We start from the raw sequence: 21,191 nt of genomic DNA, 5'->3' as shown, positions 1-21,191 counted from the left end.
TGAAGCCCGCAGTGAACCCCATGGATGAACTCTGCTTCCGGAGTGCCACCGATCTCGCCGCCGCGATCCGGCGCCGCGAGGTGTCCGCCCGGGAAGTCGTCACCGCCCACCTGGAACAGATCGAACGCGTCAATCCGGCGGTGAACGCCATCGTCACCCTGGTCGCCGATCAGGCGCTGGAAGAGGCTGCCAAGGCCGACGCGCGGCTGGTGTCGGGTGCGGAGGTGGGCCCGCTGCACGGTCTGCCGGTCGCGCACAAGGACCTGCACGACACCGCGGGCATCCGGACGACGTACGGTTCGCCGATCTTCGCCGACCGTGTCCCCGACCGGGACCACCTGGTCGTCGAGCGCCTGAAGAACGCCGGGGCCATCACCCTCGGCAAGACCAACGTCCCCGAACTCGGCATGGGTTCGCACACCGTCAACAAGGTGTTCGGGCCCACCCGCAATCCGTACGACCTCTCGCGCAGCGCGGGCGGCAGCAGCGGCGGTGCTGGGGCCGCGCTCGCCTGCGGAATGCTGCCGATCGCCGACGGCAGTGACACGGGAGGGTCGCTGCGCAATCCCGCCTCCTTCAACAATGTCGTGGGGCTGCGCCCCTCCCCCGGGCGGGTTCCGTCCTGGCCCGACAAGGCGCCGTGGGCACAGCTGTCGGTGAAGGGGCCGATGGCCAGGACCGTGCCGGACGTGGCACTGCTCCTGTCCGCGCTCGCGGGCCCCGACCCGCGCAGCCCGCTCGCCCTGGAGACGCCGGGTTCCGCCTTCATGGGACCCCTGGACGGCGAGGTGCGCGGTCTGCGCGTGGCCTGGTCGCCCGACCTCGGCGGGACCGTGCCCGTCGACGCCGAGGTACGGGCCGCACTCGAGCCGGCGGTCGAGGCGTTCGCCTCCCTGGGCTGTGAGATCGAGGAGGCCTGCCCGGATCTGTCCGGGGCCGACGGGGTCTTCCTCGTCCAGCGCGCCTGGCAGATGGAACTCGCCTACGGCCCCCTGCTCGACGAGCACCGCGACCGGATGGCCCCGGACGTGGTGTGGAACATCGAGGAGGGGCGAGAGCTCACGGGCCCGGACCTCGGCCGGGCGCAGCTGCTGCAGGCCGCCCTCTTCCACCGCGTCCGGGAGTTCTTCGAGACGTACGACCTTCTGTTGCTGCCGGTCAGCCAGGTCGCCCCGTTCGACATCCGGCTCCCCTACCCCGCCTCCGTGGACGGCACGGCCATGGAGACCTACCTGGACTGGATGCGCTCGGCCTACTTGATCTCCGTCACCGGTTGTCCCGCGCTGTCGGTGCCGGCCGGTTTCACCCCCGAGGGTCTGCCCGTCGGGCTTCAGGTGGTCGGCCCGCACCGACAGGACCGGGCGGTGCTGCAGGCCGGATACGCCATCGAGCAGGCGCTGCGGACCGGCGAGCGCAGGCCGCCCGTCGCGCTCAAGGACAGGAGCACCGTATGACCCCGCGCAAGACCGTCGTGCCTCCGCGCACCGCCCTCGTGATCGGCGCCGGCATGACCGGACTGGCGACCGCCTGGTTCCTCCAGGAAGCCGGCGTCGAGGTCACCGTCGTCGACCGCCGGCAGGTCGCGCCGGCGCGTCCTGGGGGAACGCCGGCTGGCTCTCGCCCGCCCTCGCGGTACCGCTGCCCGAGCCGGGCGCCCTGCGGCTGGGGCTGCGCACCCTGCTCTCGCCGGCCTCGCCCCTCTACATCCCGCCCCGCGCGGACCCGCGGCTGGCCCGGTTCCTGCTGTCGTTCAGCCGCAACTGCACCCCTCGGCGCTGGCAGGTCGCGATGAGCGCCCTCGCCCCGCTGAACCGGCAGGCGCTGGCCGCGTACGACGAACTCGCCCGAGGCGGCGTCGCCGAACCGACTCGGGCGAGCGACCCGTGCCTCATCGCCTTCACCACCGAGGCCGCCCGCCAGCCGTTCGTTCACGAGCTGGAGGCCGTGCGCGCGGCAGGCCAGAGCGTCGACTACGACCTGCTCTCCGGCGCCGAGGCCCGGGACCAGGAGCCGGCGCTGTCGGAACGGACGGGCGCCGCCGTACGGCTGCACGGCCAGCGTTTCCTGAACCCGGGGGCCTATGTGGCGGCGCTCGCCGACGCGGTGCGCGAGCGAGGCGGCAAGGTCGTCGAGGGTCTGCGGGTCACCCGGGTACAGGATCACGGGAGCGAAGTCGCCGTGGTGGGCTCCGACGGCACGGATGTGCGCGCCGACGTGGCCGTCCTGGCCAACGGAGCCTGGCTGAACCGGCTGGCGGCACCCTTCGGCGTCCGCGCCGCCGTCCAGTCCGGCCGCGGCTACAGCTTCACCCTGCCCGCCGAGGGACTGCCCACGGGGCCCACATACTTCGCCGCCCAGCGCGTGGTCTGCACACCGCTGGGCGCCGATCGGGTACGGGTCGCCGGAATGATGGAGTTCACCGCCCCCGACCGGCCCGCGGACCCCCGCCGCGTCCAGGCCGTCGTCGACGCGGCCCGCCCCATGCTGCCCGGCGCCGACTTCAGCCGCCGCAGCGACGTATGGGCGGGCCCACGCCCCTGCACCGCGGACGGGCTGCCACTCGTCGGCCCGACCCGCTCACCGCGCGTCCACGTCTGCGGCGGCCACGGGATGTGGGGCATCGCCCTGGGGCCGCTGAGCGGCAAGCTCCTGGCCGAGTCGATCGTGACCGGGCGAAGCGCCACCGAGCTCACTCCGCTGCATCCGCTGCGCTGACCGCTGGATGGGTCTCCAGTGCCCCGACAGGCAACGCTCGCCCCGTCGCGACGCACGGCACGCTCCCCCCATTGCCTCAAGGGCGTGGGCGGTGCCCCCACTCGCCGCACCGGGACGTTCGGCGGCCTGAGGGCTCGGCCGCATCTCAGACGGTGCGGTGCATGCCGATCGAGGCGGGCATGGTCGGTGTGAAGCCGAACTTCTCGTACAGGAAGCGGGCATCACCGTCCGCGATCAGTGACACATACGCACCGGCCGGTGCTCGATGCTCCAGTTCTTGCATCAGTTCGGCCATGATCCGCTTGCCCAGGCCTCGGCCCTGGTGCTTGGGCGCGACGCAGATGTCGACGATCTGGAAGAAGCAGCCTCCGTCGCCGATGACGCGTCCCATCCCGACCGGCTCGTCCCCGCAGAGCACGGTCACGCCCTGCCACGTGTTCGGCAGCCCGGCCCGAGCCGCCTCAGCCGTCTTGGCGCTCAGGCCGGACACGGACCGGAGTCGGAGATAGGTCTCCACGGAAGGCGTCATCGCACACAGCACGTAAGGACTGATATCAGCTTTCACCTGCTACAGGTTAGAGATGGAGGCAGGCGGAGGCAATGCCCGTGGAGATCGCGGGGCGCTGAAGCGGCGAAGACGCCCGAGCGGGGACATGCGCGCCGCCCTTCACGCGCGCGGGGTGTAGGCCGCCAGGACGATCTCTGTGACGAAGCGCGGGGCGTCCTCCGGATCCAGCGTTCCGTTCGCCACGTCTGCCGCCGCACCCTTGAGGACGTGATGGAGGGCGCTCGCCAACCAGCTCGCGGGGAGGTCGTCCCGGAAGACGCCTTCCGCCTGGCCGCGAGTGATCAGGTCGCGGACACGCTGCTCGGGCCTGGCGTGCAGGGCGTGAATCCGCCCTGAGGGCAGCACCGCCTGCGCCGCTTCCAGGACGGCACTCGCCTGCGCGATCAGGAGCCAGCTCGACCTGATGAGGGTGTCCAGCGCGGTGCGCGGATCACCCGTGAGGTCGAGGTCCTCCAGCACCTCGTCGCCTTGGGCGAGCAGGCGGGTCAGCGCCGCCTCGATCAGGCTGTCCCGGGACGGGAAGTGGCCGTAGAGGGTGACCCGGCCGACCCCTGCGGCGTGTGCGATCTGGACCACGCTCGCGTCTGAATTGCGGCTGAGGCAGTCGATGGCCGCGTCGAGGATCTTCTCCACGTTCTGCCGGGCGTCGGCTCTGCGGGTGGCTCCGGGCACTGAGCGAGACATGCAACCCCTAACTCAAACAGTGATGTACGGGTTAGAGTAGCGCCTACAACTCGAACACTGGTGTTTGACTTACCGTGAAGGGGTGACCGTCATGACCGAATCGATGGCCTCCACCAGCTCCACCGTCAGCCCCAACCCACGCCGTTGGAAGATCCTGGGACTCGTCGGCGTCGCGCAGCTGATGCTGATCCTGGATGTCACCGTCGTCGCCATCGCGCTGCCGCACCTGGGCGCCGACCTCGGCCTGGAGCGCGAGGCGCTCACCTGGGTCGTGAGCGGCTACACCCTCGCGTTCGGCGGCCTGCTCCTGCTCGGAGGGCGCGCCGCCGACCTGTTCGGGGCCCGGCGCCTGGTCCTGGTGGCTCTGCTGCTGTTCGCCGGCGCCTCGCTGCTGGCGGGCCTGGCCACCTCCGGCCCCCTGCTGCTGGGGGGACGCGTGGTGCAGGGCCTTGCGGCGGCCATGCTCTCCCCGGCGGCCCTGTCGCTGATCGTCACGCTCTTCGACGGCGAGGAGCGGAACAAGGCGCTGGGAATCTGGTCGTCACTGGGCGGCACCGGAGCGGCGTTGGGCGTGCTCCTGGGAGGGCTGCTCACCGCGGGCCCCGGGTGGCCGTGGGTGTTCTTCATCAACGTCCCCGTGGGCGTGGTGGTCTTCGTCGCCCTGCGCACACAGCTCCCGCCGCAACCGCGCACGGCGACGCGGGAACGGCTCGACGTGGTGGGCGCGGTGCTGGTGACCGCCGCCACGGGCACCCTGACGTACGCCCTGATCAGGGCCGGCGACAAGGGATGGCTGACGATGGCGACAGCCGGTCTGGTCGCCGCCGCGGCGATCCTCTACGCAGCCTTCGTCGTCCGTCAGCGCCGGGCGGCGTCGCCGCTGATGGACGTCAGGCTGCTGGTCCGCCGGCCGGTCGCGACGGGAACGCTGCTGATCCTCGTGGCCACCGCCTTGATGATCATGGTGTTCTTCCTCGGTACGTTCTCCCTGCAGGACCACCGCGGACACGGGGCACTCGCCACCGGTCTGCTCTTCCTGCCCGTCGCGCTGGCGACGATGGCCGGGGCGACCGCGGCGGGCCGCGTGATCGGCAGCACCGGACCCCGGACGCTGGGGGTGTCCGGTCTTCTCCTCGCCGCCGCCGGCATGCTGATCCCCGCGCTCTGGGACAGCACGCCCGCCCTGGTGACCGGCATCGCAGTCGCTGCCGCCGGCACCGGAGTGCTCTTCGTCGTCGCCTCCGCCACCGCGCTCGGGCAGATCGAACCGCACGAAGCCGGCCTCGCTTCCGGAATCGTCAGCACCTTCCACGAGTTCGGCGCCTCGCTGGGCGCCGCCGTCGTCTCCAGCATGGCCGCGGCGAGCATCGCCGGGACCGACGAGGCGGGCTTCTCACGCGGGTTCGCCACCGGCGCCGTCGTGGCCGCCGTGGCAGCGGTCCTGGCACTGATACTGACGCCGGGCCGCGCTCCCCGTGAGCTCGCCCAACAGCCCGACCCGGCGTGAGGGCACGGTTGAGCAGACGGCCGTGACAGCAGGCGAGGCGTTCGAGGAACTCAACTGCCGTCTGGTGGTGGACGCCTCGCCCTGTCTGCGTGTTCGTCGGCTCCGCCAACCACGGCTCCATCAGGCCCGGACCAGCACCGCCGTACCAAGCCAGGTGGTGCCGTCGTCGGCCCGAGCCGAGGCCCAGCACCAGGCACCGGTTGCCACCGGTCGCGCCACCAGGAACGAGCGGGCGGCAGCAGGATCTGGCAGGTCGACGATGTGCACGCTGCCGGTGGGCGTTTCACCGTCGCCGGCGAAGGTCGGACCGCGGGCGATCATCTCCGTCGCGTGCTGTCGTTGCCCAGGACGGGCGCCAGACGGTCTCGGGGAGCGGTGCCAGGCTTCCCAAGTGGTTGATGACTGCCCGGAGTCCTGGATGTGGGTTCGCTCGGGGGAGGATGAGAAAGAGCGGGTACGCGAGCGTCGGATTCACGATCGGGATGCGGCGCAGGTCGTGGTTCGTCGGCCAGATGTACCGGTCGCGCGAGCCCACGAGGGTTGCCACGTCCGCGGAGTCCGCGAGGATGTCGAGGAGTACCTCGTCACCGAAGTGCGGACCCGCGGCGTCGATGCGGAGGTCGAAGTCGGTGGCGAGCTGATCGTAGAACTCTGCCCATTCGCTTCGCGGCGCGATACCCGGCACCCAGATCCGGTGCCGGCGCAACTGGGACGGTGTGAGTGTTCGTGCGGAGGCGAGCGGGTGCCTCGGGCCGACGAGGAGTTCCAGCGGTGAGTCGAAGGCGTGGATCATCTGTACGTCGCGCGGCAGTGTGCCCGGGTCGGTGACCGAGCGGAACGAGGCGTCGATATCGCCTGCTTGGACGGCGGTGACCACCAGGCGCGGGTCGTTGACCCTGAGGGTCACCACGTCGAGGTCGGTCTGGGGATGCGACCGCCAGTAGTCGTGCAGGACGACGGCCTGCGCGGATCGCAGACCGAGAACGTCGATCCGGAGCGCCCGCGAGCCCGGCCTGATCGCGGTGATGGCGCGATCGACACCCGTGACGATGTTCCGGGCGTGCGGCAGGAAAGCCTGGCCGTCGAGTGTCAGCTCGACCCCTCGGGCGGTTCGGGTGAACAACCGGACGTCGAGTTCGCGCTCAAGAGTTGCGATCCGCTTCGACACGGCCTGTTGCGTTACGCCGAGTTCGTCGGCCGCGTGCCGCAGCTGGCCGAGCTCGGCCGCGCGGACGAACGATCGCACCGCCTCGGTATCCATTGATCGAGCATAAGCGTGCCCAACCGATGGTTGTGGCTCGCCCGGGAGTCGGTTGTTTGATCCCCCGACGCAGCGGCCGGTGTGATGCGGAGACCCGAACATCGGTTGTCGCGAGGGAGTCGCATGCGCGTGCAGTTGGGGCGCAGTTTTGGTTGGCTGTGGTCGGCCTACGCGGTCAGTACATACGGCACGTGGATTGCCTTCGGCGCGTTTCCGTTGATCGCGGTTCGAGTGCTGCACTCGTCGGCATTCGCCGTGTCGGTCCTGGAGGCGGCCGGGCTTGCCGTCGCGGCGCTGGTTGCGTTGTCGCTGGGGCCGTGGGTCGAGCACCGGGCCAAGCGTCCGGCGATGATCGCGATGGACCTGATCCGGTTCGTCGCGACGGCAAGCGTCCCGATCGCGTACGTCCTCGGCTTGCTCTCGTACGGCCAACTGCTGGTCGTCTCGGTCATCTCCGGGACCGCGAGCATCGCCTTCACCGCCGCATCCGGCGCGTATCTCAAGTATCTCGTCCGTGGCGATCACCTCCTTGTGGCGAACGGGAGATTCGAGAGCACGAGCTGGGTGGCGACCGCGGCGGGCCCGCCCCTCGGTGGTGTCCTCATAGCGTTGCTCGGCCCGGTCGTCACTGTCATGGCCGACGCCCTCAGCTACCTGCTGTCCGCGCTCGGAGTCCTCCGCATCCGCGGAGGCGACGTCGCGGTACCCCGCGACCGGGCCACCAGGTTGCGCGGAGCCGACCTTCTCGGCGGCTGGCGGTTCATCCTCCGCGACCGGGCACTGAGGCGCCTGTTCCTCAACTCGATCCTGGTCAGCGGCCTCATCATGGCCACCGTCCCGCTCCTGTCCGTCCTCCTGCTGGGCCAGTACCACTTCCCGGCCTGGCAGTACGGTCTTGCCTTCGGCATCCCGGCACTCGGCGGCTTCGTGGGCGCCCGCCTCTCCGCGCGCCTCGTGACCCGCTACGGCCGGCACCGGGTCATGATCGTCTCCGGCTGGCTGCGCTCGCTCTTCCCGCTGGGTCTCGCGTTCGTCCGTCCCGGCATTCCCGGACTCCTCACCGTGATCATCGTCGAGGGCCTGCTGATCACCTGCATGGGCATCTTCAACCCGATCTACGCAACAGAACGCCTGCAACGGACTCCCGTGAACCGCACCGCCCAAGTCCTCAGCACCTGGAGTGCCGTCAGCAAACTCCTGCAGGCCGCCCTGATGGTGATCTGGGGCGTTCTCGCCACCCTCACCAGCCCGCTCGCCGCGATCACCACGTCCGGCGTCCTCCTGCTGGCCACCCCGCTCCTGCTGCCCAAACGGATACATCTGTCCGCCCCTGAGCCCGCCTCGTCGGCCGAAGACGTCCGGGTCGCATGACTCACCGCAAACGCCCCGCTCACCCCGCTCACCCCGCTCACCCCGGAAGGGTGCGCGACACACGACGACGGTGCCGAGAGGTGATCGTGCCTCAGAACTGTGTGGTCGCCGCCCGACGGAGCATCGCACGGCAGTGCGCGGTGCCGAGCGCGATCACGTCTCCCGGTGGGCCACCTGGCCACCCGTCACGGTGAGGCGCACCGGGGCCTGCGCGAGTTCGTCCGCCGGTGCTTTCACCGGGTCGAGAGCGAAGGCCGTGAGGTCGGCCCTGAAACCGGGTGCGATGCGCCCGGCGGTGTCGGACTCGACCGCGGCGAGCGCCGCGTGTGTCGTGCAGCCCTCCAGTGCCTGCACCCCCGTGAGGCCGCCGCGCGAGGCCGCGGCGCCGAGGGGGGCGCGTGCGGTCGCCAGGACGCCGCGCACGTCGTAGGGGGCGATCGTCCAGTCCGGACCCAGGGCCACCACCGCACCCGCGTCCCGCAGGTCGCGGGTGCGCCATGCCCGACCGGCTCGCTCGGGGAGCCTGAGGCCGCCAGGGGTGTCGCCGGTGGCTGTCGGCGGACCGCCGTGCACAACAAGGGGGGCCGACTTCCGTCGTAGGCTGAATCCCGCCCGTGATGGACAGGGAGGCTGAGGTGCCCGAGACCACGCTCACCGAGACGATGGTGGCCGAGGTGATGGCCGAGCTGGCCGAGCTGGAGGACCCGAAGGCACGCGCGGTGAACGAGAAGCACGGTGACGATCACGGTGTGAACCTCGGCAAGCTGCGTGCACTCGCGAAGCGGCTGAAGACGCAGCAGGAACTCGCGTGCCGGCTCTGGGAGACGGACGACACCGCGGCGAGACTGCTGGCGATCCTGATCTGCCGCCCGAAGGCGTTCGAGCGCGACGAGTTGGACGCCATGGTGCGCGAAGCGCGCGCACCCAAGGTGCACGACTGGCTCGTGAACTACGTGGTGAAGAAGAACCCGCACTCCGAGGAGCTGCGCCGGGGCTGGTCCGCCGATCCGGATCCAATGGTCGCGAGTGCCGGCTGGGCGCTGACCACCGAACGCGTGGCGAAGAAGCCCGAAGGACTCGACCTCGCAGGACTGCTCGATGTCATCGAGGCGGAGATGAAAGACGCCCCGGATCGCCTGCAGTGGGCGATGAACCACTGCCTGGCTCAGATCGGGATCGAGCACGCCGAGCACCGCCCCCGTGCACTCGCCATCGGTGAGCGCCTGGAGGTGCTCAAGGACTACCCGACCTCCCCGGGCTGCACGTCTCCGTACGCGCCCGTCTGGATCACCGAGATGGTGCGCCGACAGCACCAGTAGGGCCTGTCCGGCGGATCCTGCCGGACAGGCCCTGTCCCGGAGGACTCAGCGCTTGAGCGCGTCAACCACCATGCCATCGGCGCCGTGACCCTCCTGCTCACCGCCCCGGGCGGCCTGCCCACGACCGACCTGCGCCTGGCCCAGGCCCTCGCCGACGTGGCGGCCGTGGCCCTGGTCCACTGGAGTCCGGACCCGGCCCGGCCCATGGACATCCTCACTCAGGCCCAGGCCGCCGTCGCCGCCAAGGCGACCGTCGAGATGGCCCAGGGCATGCTCGCCGAGTACGGCCGCCTCGATCCCGCGCAGGCCATGGACGCCCTGCACGCCTACTGCTGCCGCGACGGCGACCGCCTCACCGAGGTCGCGCAGTCCCTCGTACGCCGCACCCTGGCCCCGGAGACGGTGCTCGCCGCCCTGCGGTAGCCGGTCCGGCGCCCAGCGTTTCTGCCTCTGGTCGCTCATTCCGGTTCCTGGAGCCAGGAGTTCGCTGAGCGGCGGGGTGTCCGGGGCTGCGGGATGCGGGCGGGTCGGGGCGGACTCCTTGGCCCTGCGTACCTTGTCACCCAGCTCGTTGAGGGTTTCCGCGGGGCAGACGTCGGCCAGCAGGGAGCTTCCAGCACCTTCAGCAGGCGCTCCACCTCGCTGTGGTCGGCCAGCTCACGGCGCCTGTTCTCGGCTGCGGTCGTGGGTTTCCATCTCAGCGAAGCGAACAGACCGTCAACTTCCCGGTGATCCGCTGTCAGTTCCTCAATGACGTTTCCTCCGTGCCCCATGTATGGGCGCTCCTTCCCGTCATCACCTGGCGGCCGGGAGGCGAGGGAGGACCTGCGCGCCAACGCAGTTGCTCATGTCCTGGCGATTTATGGGACTCACATGGGGTACTTCCGATATGAACGTTCTGGCCCGTGGGAGGAATCCGGACATGCTGTCTCATACGCTTGAGCGTGGCGTTCTGGTCATCACTGTGCACCGCGATCCCGGCATCGGCGGACGCGCCACCCTCGCAGCGGAGATCAGCCACCTGATCCGTGCCCACAAGCCGGCGCCAGTCGTCATCGTCCTGGACGAGCCGGCCACAGGTGGCGCAGCGATCAGTGCGGTCCTGCGCGCCCATCGCACCTGCAGCAACCTCGGTGTCCTGATGTCGGTGGCAACCCACAGTGCCCCCGCCCGACGGCTGCTCGAGGCCAATGCCGACACCACCGGACCCCGACTGGTCATTCACGCGCGGACCGACACCGCCATCACCGCGGCGTTCACGGCGGCAACCGCCGCATGACGCCGTGAAGAACCACGCCGTGAAGAACTACGTGGACTCTCCGTCGTCGTCCGCCTCGGTATCGACGCCCTCGAGGGGCTTGCCCGCCGCCGTGCCCTTCTCCGCCTGGTAGCCCTCCTTCGCGCCGGCCGTACCCGGTACGGATCGCTCCCGTGCCTGGCTCTCCGCGCCCGAGTGCGCCCCCGGTTCGTCATGGTCGCGCGCCCGGTCGAAGCGGTCTCCGCGGTGACTCTTCCGGCTGCTCATGCTCGGCCTCCCATCGGCAGTGGGGCTTTGCCGGGTTCCCCCGGGGGGGGACCGGAAACGCCTGGGGCCGACGGGGCAGGAGGCCGCCGCTGGGTGGAGGGCCGTAACGGCATAGTCGTGCCGCGTCGGCGCCATGCGGTCCCGCATCGAGCCAGGTGCGTGCGCTTCGAGAACCGCGCGCCCCACAAGCCGCGGCGGCAAGTACCGTACGATCGCGACTCGTTGGGCGGTCGATCGGAGAGCTGCGGATGCCGGGTGGACTCGTCGCGCTGGCACTCGGCGGTTTCGGTATCGGCCTGACCGAGTTCCTGATCGCCGGGCTGCTGCCTCAGGTAGCGTCCAGTTTCTCGGTGTCCGAGGCCGCCGCCGGCTGGCTGATCTCCGGGTACGCACTGAGTGTCGCGATCGGCGCGATCGCCCTCACAGCGGCGACGGCGCGGCTGCCCCGCAAGGCGGTCCTGGTCGGCCTGGTGGCGTTGTTCGTCGTCGGCAACCTGTTATCCGCTCTCGCGCCGACCTATCCGGTGATGCTGCTCGGGCGGATCGTCGCGGCGTTGTGCCACGGTTCGTTCTTCGGTATCGGCTCGCTGGTCGCTCGCAGTCTGGTCGCGCCGGAGAAGAAGTCCCGCGCGGTGGCGCTCATGTTCGCCGGGTTGACCGTTGCGAACGTACTGGGTGTGCCGTTCGGTGCCCTGGTCGGTGAGCGCTGGGGCTGGAGAGCGGCCTTCTGGGCGGTCACCGCAATCGGCGTACTCGCGCTGGCGGGCATCGTCGCCCTCGTCCCCGGCCGGGCGGGAGAGACACGGCCGTCGACGGTGCCGGGCCGCGCGGGCCCGATGGCGGCCGGCGGCCTACGGGCCCAGTTCCGAGCGTTCCGGTCCTGGCAGGTCTGGCTGACCCTGATGGCCACCGCGCTCAGCTACGGCGGGATGTTCGGTGCGTTCAGCTACATCGCATACACGTTCACCGAGGTCGGCGGCTTCTCTCCGGCTGATGTCGCCTGGTTGCTGATGGTGTACGGCGTCGGCCTGGTCGTCGGGAACCTGGTAGGCGGGCGAGCGGCCGACCATGACCGTGACCGCGCCCTGGTCCTCGCCTTGCTCGGACTCACCGTCACCCTGGCCACTTTCGGTCTGCTGGCCGGCAGCCCCACCGCGTCGGTGATCCTCGTGTTCCTGATGGGGCTGTTCGGGTTCGCCGGCGTCCCCGGCATGATCACTCGCGTCACCGACTTCGCCCACGGAGCGGCGCTGGCCGCCAGCGCCAATGTGTCCGCGTCCAACATCGGCAACGCGCTCGGCGCCTGGCTCGGAGGCCTGGCCATCACCGCGGGTCTCGGCTACGCGGCGCCGCTCTACGTCGGCGCCGGTATCGCCCTGATCTCCGTCATCGTCATGGCCGTCGCCGCACACCAAGCCAGGTCACCGGCTGAGCAGCGGACTGACCACTGCCTATAACCCCTCTCCTCTCTGGGAGAAGGGCATTGGTGTGGCCGCCGGCAGCTTGGGTACTTCGTGTGGCCGAAGAGGGGAAGTGTGGGACGAGACGCTTCCGCATCGAGGGCATGCCCCACCGACGCCACAGCGGCCTGCGGGATCGTCGGCGGTGTCGTGACGGTGCGGAGCCTCCGACCCCGGCAAGACGGTGTACTCCCCGGATGCTCCCCGGACGGGCCCTGCCGAGACCGTGTCACAGACGAGGAAGGCCGAAGCCGTGAACCAATCACAGAACCCCGCCCACCAGCATCCGCGGCCCGAGTTCCCCTCCCAGGATCAGCCTCATCCCGGCTGGACCGGGCCCATGGACCCGCCGCCGGACCACGGTGAGGAGTCCTACCGGGGCAGCGGCCGCCTCGAGGGCCGCAAGACTGTGATCACCGGCGGAGACTCCGGAATCGGACGGGCGGTGGCGCTGGCCTTCGCCCGCGAGGGAGCCGACGTGCTCTTCACCCACCTGGACGAGGAGAAGGACGAAGCCCGCGAGACCGCCCGGTGGGTGGAGGATGCCGGCCGCCGCGCGATCCCCGTCTCCTGCGACATCCGTGAAGAGGACGCCTGCCGGTCCCTGGTGGACCAGGCCGTCAGCGAGTTCGGCCACATCGACATCCTGGTGAACAACGCGGCCTACCAGATGTCGCAGCCGGAGGGCATCGAGGCCGTCTCCACCGAGCAGTTCGACCGCGTGCTGCGCACCAACCTCTACGGCATGTTCTGGCTGTCGAAGTTCGCTCTGCCGCACATTCCCGAGGGCGGCGGCATCATCAACTCCACCTCCGTACAGGCGTACAAGCCCAGCCCCCATCTGCTCGACTACGCGATGACCAAGGGGGCCATCGTCACCTTCACCCAAGGGCTGGCCCAGATGCTGGCCGACCGGGGCATCCGCCGTCGCCCCGGGACCGGTCTGGACGCCGCTGATCCCGGCGACGATGCCGGACACGGTCGAGTTCGGCAAGCAGGCACCGCTGGGCCGGCCGGCCCAGCCCGCGGAGATGGCGCCCGCCTATGTCTTCCTGGCCTCGCAGGAGGCGTCCTTCATCACCGCCGAGATCGTCAACGCCACGGGGGGTACGCCGCTGCCGTGAACGCGACGGGCTGGACCGGCGCCCGGTATGCCCGACTCATGCCGGGTACTCCGGGAGACATGGCTGGTATCGAGTTGCGCAGCAGCGCATTCCACGATCACTCCGTCATCGAACGCCGGTACGCGTACGAGGGCGACAACACCTCCCCTCCCTTGGCCTGGAGCGGTGTGCCGGACGACGCGAACGAACTGGTGCTGCTCTGCGAGGACCCCGACGCCCCGTCGGGCACCTTCGCGCACTGGATCGTGGTCGGCATCGATCCCCGCAGTGAGGGCGTCGCGGCGGGGCAGTGCCCGACCGGCGGCACCGAACTCGTCAACGGCTACCACGAGCGGGGCTGGGGCGGGCCGCACCCTCCTCCGGGGGACGAAGCGCACCGCTATTTCTTCCGGCTCTACGCCCTGTCGAAGCCGTGCGTGCTGCCCGACGCGCCCAGCGCCCAGGAGGTGCATCAGGCGGTGGACGAGGAGCAGCTCGCGAGCGGCACTCTGGTGGGGTTGTACCAGCGCTGACGGCACCGACAGCACTGACGGCGCTGACGGCACCGACAGCGCTGGACGTCCGTGCGCCGTTCGTCCGGGACGACGGAGGCTTCAGCCGGAACACTCGTCATCGGGCGCCGCGCCCAGGTGATCCCGGAACCAGTCGGCGGCGGCCTCCGCGGCCTGCCGCAGCGTGCCGGGTTCGGGGAAGAGGTGGGTCGCGCCGGGCACCACATGGACCTTGTGCGCCACGGACAGCTTGCCGGCGGCCTGGTGGTTGAGGTCGAGCACCGTCTCGTCGTTGCCGCCGACGACGAGCAGGACCGGGGCCGCGACCAGGGCCAGCGCGTCGCCGGCCAGGTCGGGACGTCCGCCCCGCGACACGACCGCCGCGACCCGCCTTGGACGCTCGACTGCTGCCACCAGGGCCGCGGCCGCTCCCGTGCTCGCCCCGAACAGGCCCACGGGCAGGTCCGCGGTCTGCGGGCGTTGCTCCAGCCAGTCGATGGCATCGGCCAGGCGCCGGGCCAGCAGGCCGATGTCGAAGCGGTGCTCGCCCGTCACGACGTCCTGGTGCTCTTCCTGCTCGGTCAGCAGGTCCAGCAGGAGGGTGCCGATGCCGGCCCGCTGCAGCTCGGCGGCGACGGCACGGTTGCGGGGACTGAGGCGTGAACTGCCGCTGCCGTGCGCGAACAGCACCATCCCACGCGCCCCGAAGGGAATCACGAGGTCGCCATGGAGGGCCGCCTCCCCCGAAGGAACGATCACCGCTTCGGAAACCATCGTCGTCATCTCCCCTGAGGCCGTACGAGGACTTGGACGGGTTGGACGGGTACCCAGGTGTCCCGGTTTTGGCGCTTCCCGAAAGGTAAGCCCGGAAGAAACATCCGGAAATATCCGTAATCGGGCACGGATGACGGGGGCACCAGGCGCACGAACCCTGCAGGAGCGGCGGATCCTCGGCCATGAGGCCGTCGGCGTCGTGGAGGAGACAGGCTCCGGGGTGCGCAGCTTCCGCCCCGGCGACCGGGTGGTGGTGCCGTCCACCGTGGCGTGCGGGACCTGCGGTTACTGCCGTGCGGGCTACTACGCACAGTGCGACAACGCCAACCCGAGAGGGTCGCGGGTGGCCACGGTGTTCTTCGGTGGTTCGGAGGCCGCAGGGAGCCTGGACGGGCTCCAGGCGGAGTACGCCCGCGTTCCGTTCGCCCAGGTCAGCCGGGTGCCGTGCCGGACACGGTCGACGACGCACAGGCCATCCTGTTGTCGGACATCTACCCCACCGCGTGGTTCGGGGCGAAGCCGGCCGAGATCGGTGACGGCGACACCGTGGCGATTCTGGGCGCCGGGCCGGTCGGGCAGGCCGCTGTCGCGCGCGCCCGTCTGCAAGGCGCCGGGCTGATCATCGTCGTCGACGGCGTGGCCGACCGGCCGCTCTGGAGCTGACCGGCGGCATCGGCGTCGACCGGGTGATCGAGGCCGTGGGCGTGGACGCCCAGCGACCCGCCCACGGGCCGGCCCCGGAGGCTCTGCGGGAGCAGGCCGAGCAGTTCGACCACGAACGCCAGGAGGCAGCCCCGGAGCGGAATCCGGCCGGGGAGGACGTGGGTGCCGGGCGATGCCCCGACGCTGGCGGCCCGCTGGGCGGTGCAGCTGGCGGCCAAGGCCGCACGGTCGGCAGCGTCGGCGTCTGTCCGCCGCAGCTGCAGCATTATCCGTTCGGCGAGGCGTTTCGGGCCGCCTTGACCCCACACCGCTGATCACCCGCTGGGTGGGGACGGAAGACGCGGTCGACGCCTACCGCACGTTCGACCGGCGCGAAGTGGGCTGGCCGAAGGTCACCCACGGCGTGGCGGACTACGGCTCGGTCGCCCCAGCCTCGGCGAGGCAGCCGGAACCCGCAGGGGGGCGAGAAGGCCGTTCATGTGGCACCCCACCGTCCCATGTTGATCACATCGCTAGACGCCTTTGCGTCATGCCCCTGACCAGGCGTTGCCTCGAACGGTGAGTGCCGAACGATCCGAACACTACGAACGGTCCCAACAGTCCCATCAGTCCCAAGAGTCAGAACAGCCAGAACACCACGGCGCCGACGCCGCGGGCGACCGCTCCGCGCGACGCGCCGTCACCGTCTTCCCGTTCCTCGTCCTCGTAGCCGGCGCCGTCGGGCTGCTGCTCCCGGGGAGCTTCACCGGCTGGGGCGAGGCGGTGCCGTACCTGCTGGGCGTGGTGATGTTCTGCATGGGCGTCACCATGACCCCCGAGGACTTCCGGGGAGTCGCCAAGCGGCCCTGGGCAGTGGCCCTCGGGCTGGTCGCGCATTACGTCATCATGCCGGGCCTCGGCTGGGCAGTCGCCCACCTGCTCCAGCTCCCGCCGCAGCTCGCCGCGGGCGTGATCCTCGTCGGTTGTGCCCCCAGTGGCACCGCTTCCAACGTGGTGACGTATCTGGCGCGTGGTGATGTGGCGCTGTCGGTCTCCGTGGCGACCGTCTCCACGCTCGTGGCCCCGCTGGTCACCCCGCCCCTGACACTGTTGCTGGCGGGCGAGTACCTGCCGGTCGACGCCGGCTCCATGGTCACCGACATCCTCAAGACGGTGCTGCTGCCGGTGCTCGCGGGCCTCGTCGTGCGGCTCCTGGCGGCCCGCCACGTGCAACGGACCCTGCCGGTGCTGCCGTGGCTGTCCGCCCTGACCATCGGCGTGATCGTGACCGTGGTCGTCTCGGGCAGTGCCGATGCCATCAAGTCGGCGGCCCTGCTGGTCTTCGTCGCCGTCGTGCTGCACAACGGCCTCGGCCTCGCACTGGGATACGGCGCGGGACGGATGGCCCGGCTGGGCGAGCCGGGGAGCCGTGCCATGGCCTTCGAGGTCGGCATGCAGAACTCCGGGCTCGCGGCCTCGCTGGCCACCGCTCACTTCAGTCCGCTGGCCGCCCTGCCGGCCGCGGTCTTCTCCGTCTGGCACAACATCTCCGGTGCCCTGGCCGCCGCTTGGCTGTCCCGCCGGACGCGCTGACGGTGCGCGGACGTCGGCCGCCGCCTTCGCGACGGCCGGCGTCCGTGCACCACTCCGGTCGGTTGTCCACGCCGTGAAGAGGCCGGCCAGGGCTGCCGGCAGCCCTAACCCGCAGCATCCGGCCGACCGGTGTGCGCGGCGACGGGCCGTCCCCGCGCACGTCCCTGGGTCAGTCCACGATCACCGTGGTGCGGGCAGCCGACGCCGGACGGGCCAGCGCGGCGTCGAAGTTGCCCTCGACCTCCGCCTTCTCGGCCGCGTCCGGGTAGGGGTTCGTGCACGCGACACCGGCGCTGGAGCCCGACATCAGGCTGGTGCAGGGGCCGGGCTTGCGGTCCGGCAGGCCGAGGATGTGGCCGAGTTCGTGCGCCGAGATCCGCACCGTGTCGTAGCCCTCGTTGACGGCCTGCCGTCCGATGTAGACCGTTCCGTTGCCGAGCGAGGTGGTCAGCGCCCGGGGCCAGCCGTTGTCGGCCAGGATCCGGATGTTGGCGCGCTGCCCGGCGGCCGCCGGGCGCAGTTCGACGGAGTCCACGCTCTCGTTCCAGATCGCCGCGCCCCGATCGACTGCGGCCTTGAACTCCGCCGAGGCGCCGGCATCGTAGGTGACGACGCGGGCGGCGAGCAGCTGATCGCCGGAGCCCGGCGAAGCCGCGTAGGCCTGGCCACCGGCCAGGGTGAGAGCCGCCGTCAGGGCAGCGGTGCAGCCACGGACGAACACGCGCGAGTACATGGTCTACCTCCTGTGGGGGTGAGGAAGGCAAGGAAGGCATGCTCATGCCAACCCTGCCAGGCTCACTGCCCACACCGGGCAGCCCGCAATCCGTCAAACTGCGCCACCACCGGCCCTCCCTGCCCGACGAGTGCCTGGCCCGCCCCGCACAAGGTATGCAGAGGTACTCCCGACGACCCATCGGCATGTGGAGGCTCCATGCGGCTCATTCCCCGCTCGCTGTCCGGCTGGACCATGGCGGTGTTCGGCGTTCTCGCCGCCGCCATGGGCGCGTTGGGGCTGATCGCTCCGGATGCCCTTGTCTCGCTCATGGGCTTCGCCCCCGTGGCGGGCCTGCGGCGCGCGGAGGAGGACCACGCCCTGGCCTTCCTGACCGCATCGTCCATGGCGGCGCTCAACATGGGCGTGTACTACGTACTGGCCTCGCTCGCCGACTGGAAGGCGTTCTTCCGCCGGACTGTTCCCTTCCGCCTACTGACCTGCGCCGTCTTCACGTTCGCGGTGCTCGGCGGTCGCGCCCCGTCCGGCTTCTTCGGCGTGGGCCTGCGGGAGGGACTGGGCGCTGTGACCACGGGTGCGGCTCTGCGTCACGAGAGGCGGCGCGTCATTCCAGCGGCCGCCGGCGCCACCGAACGAACCGGGTGATGAGTTGTCCGCGGGCGCATTCACGGCCACGGACAGGGAAGACGCGCAGCGAGTACGTGCCGGTCGAGGGTGCACGAGAGTCACGAGGCGCGTGCCGCAGATTCGAAAGGAGTCCCGGTGACCACATACGTCATCACCGTCCCCGGCACATTCCTGCGAGGAGTTCCCGACGACGTGTGCTCGGACATCGAGCGCCAGCTTCGGCCTCAGGACCCGAAGAACACGGATCTCGGGGAGAGCGAGCAGTTGAGTCTGCTGACGGTGGACGAGGACGGCATGTTCGCCGCTCGGGTCGAGGTCGAGGCCGCTGATCAGTCGGGAGCCGAGGCCGAAGCCGTGCGGCTGGTCTCCCGGGCCCTGCGTGACAGCGGTTTCGCCCAGGAGGACGCTCCGTTGGGCGCGGCGATCGTGACCGGCATCGACCGCGAGTTCTGACGAGGTGTGTCCTGCGTGGATCTACGGCACGACGTGGGCCTTGGAGAGATGCGCGATCACTCAGCTCAAGTCGCGCGCCGGCTACGGCGGAGCATGGACGTCCGGTTCACGGCTCGCTCTCGGGGTGGCGCCGCACGGGCCCGCACGCGAGGATGCTCCTTCGGGACGACGGCCGGCCGCTGAGCCTGAGGGAGCCTTGGGATGGGTTCACACGCAGCGCCGCACGAACACGTCAGTAAGCGAATTCTGTTGATGTCCGTGGGCCTCGCGCTCGTGGCTGTACTGCTGGGGCTTCCCCGGGCCGACGGGGCGCCCGCTGGGCCCGCTGCGGCCGACGCCTGCCGCAGTACGGGCGTGAGTTTGCCCCGCGGTGACTGCGGTCCCTTCTGGCAGGTCCTCGCGGAGGACTTCAACGGCGACCGGGTGCCGCTGGGCGCGTTCAGCGACTGCGACCACCATGTCGACACGTCCGCTGCCTACTGCGGGGGCCTGAGCGGAGAGTTCCGCGACAACTGGTGGGCCTATCCGACCGGTTGGCGTGACACGGCCAACAGCCGAGGTCGGGACGTGGTGGGTGTCTACCACCCGGAGGACACCGTGAGCGTCGGTCCTGCGGCGAACGGCGACGGGAGGATGTTCGTACGGATGTGGCGGCCCGGCAACGGAGGTCCGGTGCACGCCGCCGCGGTGGTGCCGCGGGCGGTCATGCAGATGAAGTACGGCAAGTACAGCGCACGCATCAAGGTGACGAAGCTGGCTCCCGGCTACAAGTCCGCCTGGCTGCACTACGGTCGGGGCTGCGAGATGGACCACCCCGAAGGCGAGTGGACCGGCTCCCTCACCGCCTTCCACCATCCGTGCGGCGGCGGTGAGCAGGGCTACTTCCCGGGCAGCGACGACTGGACCGAGTGGCACACCGTGTCCACCGAGTGGACACCGGGGAACGTGCGGTTCTTCGTCGACGGTCGGCAGACCGGGCACGACACCCGCAAGGTGCCGGATCACCCTCTGTCCTGGGTGCTGCAGAACGAGAGCGCCCTGGAGGGCCCCGGGGCGGCTCCCGGCAGCAGCGCACAGCTCGACATCACCTGGGTAGCGGCGTACGCGTACGACTGGAAGTGAGATCGCGCCGGATCCTCCCGCGGAAGTGCCGCCCGAACCTGGGCCTTTCGCTCACGGCATGGACCGCAGGGGCGGATGCTGTGTCGTTATCCCTGAGGGCTGAAGCAGTGGCGGGGGCTCCGGGCCGGGATCCTCTGCGACGACCACGCCGGCGGCCGCGTGGTCGAATCCGGCCGGCCAGCGAGTGTGCTCGCTGGCCACCGCGCCGGTCAGACGTGTCTGGAGGAGGTCGGCCGTGCTCAGGTCGGAGCCCCGCAAGTCGGCCAGGCGCAGGTCGGCGCGGCGGAAGACGGCGCCGCCCGCGTCGGCCTTGCGCAGGTTCGCCTCGCGCAGGTCGGCCTCCGTGAAGTCCGCGTCACGCAAGTCCGTCTCGACCAGCCGTGCGCCCCGCAGGTCGGCCAGCACACAGCGGGCCCGGCGCAGGATCGCCGTCTTGAGGTCGGCGTGCCGCAGGTTGACCGAGACCAGGGACGCCTGCGTCAGGTTGGCGTGGTACAGGCCCGCCGCTTCCATACAGGACCGGTCGAGGTTGACCTCATGGAGCCACAGCCCGTCGCAGTCGGCCCGGCGCAGGTCCGTGACGCCGAGGTTGACCCAGGACTGCTTCCGAGGTTGCAGCAACAACACGCCGAGCCCGGTCAGCGCCACCTGGGCGTCGGCTGCACGGACTTCCAACGGCACGACGTCGTTGATGGGCACGTCCGTCGCCGGAGCCTGCGGTCCGGCGGGCGGCCAGGGCAGGTGCGTACGCAGGTAAGCGGCCTGGATGGAGATGACGGCCTCGCGGTCGCGGGCGGAGTGCTCCGCGATCCGCCACAGCGCGTGGAGCCCGCCGATGCGTGTCTCCAGCTTGTCGCTGCCGAGCTGATCGACGGCCGTGCTGAACCGGTCGGTGACATACCCCTCCTGGGTGGCGCGCAAGCCGTCCTGACTGACGCGCAGTTGCCGCCAGGTGGCGTACGCCCCGAAGAGCAGGACCATGCCGCCCACGGCCTGCAGAAGTGTCGTACGGACGTCGTTCACCGCCTTCAGCCGGTCCTGCGCGGCGACGCTCGCCCCGGCGAGATCATGGTCGACGACCATACCCGGCAGGACGACGAGCACCGCGCCCAGAACGGCCAGTCCCGCTGTCCCGGCCAGCAGGCCCGCGATCGCACGAGGCCTGACCAGCCGGTCACGCCACGCCCTGCGACCGCGGTCCGGCTCCCCCGTCTCCATGGGC

At 70.6% G+C, this 21,191-nt stretch carries 20 protein-coding genes and 6 pseudogenes; 16 read left to right on the top strand and 10 right to left on the bottom strand.

Annotated elements, in window-relative coordinates; genetic code table 11:
* Positions 1–20: 20 nt before the first annotated feature.
* Both OG252_RS48610 and OG252_RS48600 read left to right on the top strand, forming a co-directional pair.
* On the top strand, positions 21–1,454 hold the full coding sequence (locus tag OG252_RS48610) for an amidase (protein WP_329345409.1): 1,434 nt from the start codon (positions 21–23) through the stop codon (positions 1,452–1,454).
* A pseudogene (locus OG252_RS48600) lies at positions 1,451–2,715 on the top strand (NAD(P)/FAD-dependent oxidoreductase). Before OG252_RS48610 ends, OG252_RS48600 begins: the two are co-directional and overlap by 4 nt.
* Positions 2,716–2,860: 145 nt before the next feature.
* On the opposite strand, the gene OG252_RS48595 reads toward OG252_RS48600, so the two are convergent.
* On the bottom strand, positions 2,861–3,244 hold the full coding sequence (locus tag OG252_RS48595) for a GNAT family N-acetyltransferase (RefSeq protein ID WP_329344556.1): 384 nt from the start codon (positions 3,242–3,244) through the stop codon (positions 2,861–2,863).
* A 138-nt stretch (positions 3,245–3,382) separates the two neighbouring features.
* The gene (locus tag OG252_RS48590; RefSeq protein ID WP_329344554.1) at positions 3,383–3,967 is read right to left on the bottom strand and encodes a TetR/AcrR family transcriptional regulator; all 585 of its coding nucleotides are present in this window, start codon (positions 3,965–3,967) and stop codon (positions 3,383–3,385) included.
* A 91-nt stretch (positions 3,968–4,058) separates the two neighbouring features.
* On the opposite strand from OG252_RS48590, the gene OG252_RS48585 reads away from it, so the two are divergent.
* Positions 4,059–5,474, top strand: a complete 1,416-nt coding sequence (locus tag OG252_RS48585) for an MFS transporter (RefSeq protein ID WP_329344552.1) — start codon at positions 4,059–4,061, stop codon at positions 5,472–5,474.
* 123 nt (positions 5,475–5,597) lie between these two features.
* On the opposite strand, the pseudogene OG252_RS48580 reads toward OG252_RS48585, so the two are convergent.
* Positions 5,598–5,810, bottom strand: a pseudogene (locus tag OG252_RS48580) (YciI family protein); the annotation flags it as partial.
* The gene (locus OG252_RS48575) at positions 5,758–6,735 is read right to left on the bottom strand and encodes a LysR family transcriptional regulator (protein WP_329344550.1); all 978 of its coding nucleotides are present in this window, start codon (positions 6,733–6,735) and stop codon (positions 5,758–5,760) included. The pseudogene OG252_RS48580 and the gene OG252_RS48575, both read right to left, overlap by 53 nt.
* Before the next feature lie 123 nt (positions 6,736–6,858).
* On the opposite strand from OG252_RS48575, the gene OG252_RS48570 reads away from it, so the two are divergent.
* On the top strand, positions 6,859–8,106 hold the full coding sequence (locus tag OG252_RS48570; protein ID WP_329344548.1) for an MFS transporter: 1,248 nt from the start codon (positions 6,859–6,861) through the stop codon (positions 8,104–8,106).
* 153 nt (positions 8,107–8,259) lie between these two features.
* Here the strand turns inward: OG252_RS48570 and OG252_RS48565 are convergent.
* Positions 8,260–8,622: pseudogene (locus tag OG252_RS48565) on the bottom strand (amidohydrolase family protein); the annotation flags it as partial.
* A 101-nt stretch (positions 8,623–8,723) separates the two neighbouring features.
* Between OG252_RS48565 and OG252_RS48560 the strand changes: the two are divergent.
* Positions 8,724–9,425 (top strand): DNA alkylation repair protein, encoded by a 702-nt coding sequence (locus tag OG252_RS48560; protein ID WP_266446369.1) that lies wholly within the window; start codon positions 8,724–8,726, stop codon positions 9,423–9,425.
* Between the two features lie 84 nt (positions 9,426–9,509).
* Positions 9,510–9,848 (top strand): ANTAR domain-containing protein, encoded by a 339-nt coding sequence (locus tag OG252_RS48555; protein WP_329344546.1) that lies wholly within the window; start codon positions 9,510–9,512, stop codon positions 9,846–9,848.
* 27 nt (positions 9,849–9,875) lie between these two features.
* Here OG252_RS48555 and OG252_RS48550 read toward each other — a convergent pair.
* A pseudogene (locus tag OG252_RS48550) lies at positions 9,876–10,198 on the bottom strand (hemerythrin domain-containing protein); the annotation flags it as partial.
* Positions 10,199–10,347: 149 nt separating this feature from the next.
* Between OG252_RS48550 and OG252_RS48545 the strand changes: the two are divergent.
* On the top strand, positions 10,348–10,704 hold the full coding sequence (locus tag OG252_RS48545) for a hypothetical protein (protein WP_266448966.1): 357 nt from the start codon (positions 10,348–10,350) through the stop codon (positions 10,702–10,704).
* 27 nt (positions 10,705–10,731) lie between these two features.
* Here the strand turns inward: OG252_RS48545 and OG252_RS48540 are convergent, their stop codons facing one another.
* Positions 10,732–10,950 carry a hypothetical protein gene (locus OG252_RS48540; RefSeq protein WP_266446356.1) on the bottom strand — a complete coding sequence of 73 codons (219 nt, stop codon included), beginning with the start codon at positions 10,948–10,950 and terminating at the stop codon, positions 10,732–10,734.
* Positions 10,951–11,198: 248 nt separating this feature from the next.
* Between OG252_RS48540 and OG252_RS48535 the strand changes: the two genes are divergently transcribed.
* The 3 genes and pseudogenes from OG252_RS48535 to OG252_RS48525 all read left to right on the top strand — a co-directional run bounded on the left by OG252_RS48535 (position 11,199) and on the right by OG252_RS48525 (position 14,046).
* Positions 11,199–12,407, top strand: a complete 1,209-nt coding sequence (locus OG252_RS48535) for an MFS transporter (protein WP_266446354.1) — start codon at positions 11,199–11,201, stop codon at positions 12,405–12,407.
* Positions 12,408–12,663: 256 nt separating this feature from the next.
* Positions 12,664–13,534: pseudogene (locus tag OG252_RS48530) on the top strand (SDR family oxidoreductase).
* Positions 13,535–13,593: 59 nt separating this feature from the next.
* Positions 13,594–14,046: a YbhB/YbcL family Raf kinase inhibitor-like protein gene (locus OG252_RS48525; protein WP_266446352.1), complete on the top strand. Its 453-nt coding sequence runs from the start codon at positions 13,594–13,596 to the stop codon at positions 14,044–14,046.
* An 81-nt stretch (positions 14,047–14,127) separates the two neighbouring features.
* Here the strand turns inward: OG252_RS48525 and OG252_RS48520 are convergent, their stop codons facing one another.
* Complete coding sequence (locus OG252_RS48520) at positions 14,128–14,799, bottom strand: dienelactone hydrolase family protein (RefSeq protein ID WP_266448963.1); 672 nt, start codon at positions 14,797–14,799, stop codon at positions 14,128–14,130.
* 130 nt (positions 14,800–14,929) lie between these two features.
* Between OG252_RS48520 and OG252_RS48515 the strand changes: the two are divergent.
* The 3 genes and pseudogenes from OG252_RS48515 to OG252_RS48505 all read left to right on the top strand — a co-directional run.
* A pseudogene (locus OG252_RS48515) lies at positions 14,930–15,184 on the top strand (alcohol dehydrogenase catalytic domain-containing protein); the annotation flags it as partial.
* Between the two features lie 59 nt (positions 15,185–15,243).
* On the top strand, positions 15,244–15,462 hold the full coding sequence (locus tag OG252_RS48510; protein ID WP_266449093.1) for a hypothetical protein: 219 nt from the start codon (positions 15,244–15,246) through the stop codon (positions 15,460–15,462).
* A gap of 558 nt (positions 15,463–16,020) precedes the next feature.
* On the top strand, positions 16,021–17,034 hold the full coding sequence (locus tag OG252_RS48505) for a bile acid:sodium symporter family protein (protein WP_266446344.1): 1,014 nt from the start codon (positions 16,021–16,023) through the stop codon (positions 17,032–17,034).
* Positions 17,035–17,203: 169 nt separating this feature from the next.
* Here the strand turns inward: OG252_RS48505 and OG252_RS48500 are convergent, their stop codons facing one another.
* A complete protein-coding gene (locus OG252_RS48500) occupies positions 17,204–17,767 on the bottom strand; it encodes a snapalysin family zinc-dependent metalloprotease (RefSeq protein ID WP_266446341.1) in 564 nt (187 codons plus the stop codon).
* Positions 17,768–17,965: 198 nt separating this feature from the next.
* On the opposite strand from OG252_RS48500, the gene OG252_RS48495 reads away from it, so the two are divergent.
* The 3 genes from OG252_RS48495 to OG252_RS48485 all read left to right on the top strand — a co-directional run bounded on the left by OG252_RS48495 (position 17,966) and on the right by OG252_RS48485 (position 19,969).
* Positions 17,966–18,412, top strand: coding sequence for a hypothetical protein (locus OG252_RS48495; RefSeq protein ID WP_266446335.1), 447 nt, complete (start codon positions 17,966–17,968; stop codon positions 18,410–18,412).
* Positions 18,413–18,529: 117 nt separating this feature from the next.
* A complete protein-coding gene (locus OG252_RS48490; RefSeq protein ID WP_266446333.1) occupies positions 18,530–18,847 on the top strand; it encodes a hypothetical protein in 318 nt (105 codons plus the stop codon).
* Between the two features lie 354 nt (positions 18,848–19,201).
* Positions 19,202–19,969, top strand: coding sequence for a glycoside hydrolase family 16 protein (locus tag OG252_RS48485; RefSeq protein WP_266446330.1), 768 nt, complete (start codon positions 19,202–19,204; stop codon positions 19,967–19,969).
* A 51-nt stretch (positions 19,970–20,020) separates the two neighbouring features.
* Here OG252_RS48485 and OG252_RS48480 read toward each other — a convergent pair whose 3' ends face one another.
* Positions 20,021–21,187 (bottom strand): pentapeptide repeat-containing protein, encoded by a 1,167-nt coding sequence (locus OG252_RS48480; protein ID WP_266446327.1) that lies wholly within the window; start codon positions 21,185–21,187, stop codon positions 20,021–20,023.
* Positions 21,188–21,191: the final 4 nt, after the last annotated feature.

Origin of the sequence: Streptomyces sp. NBC_01352, from assembly GCF_036237295.1 — a bacterium.
GTDB classification, from domain to species: Bacteria; Actinomycetota; Actinomycetes; order Streptomycetales; family Streptomycetaceae; genus Streptomyces; species Streptomyces plumbiresistens.
This window is presented reverse-complemented; position numbering and strand designations above follow the sequence as displayed.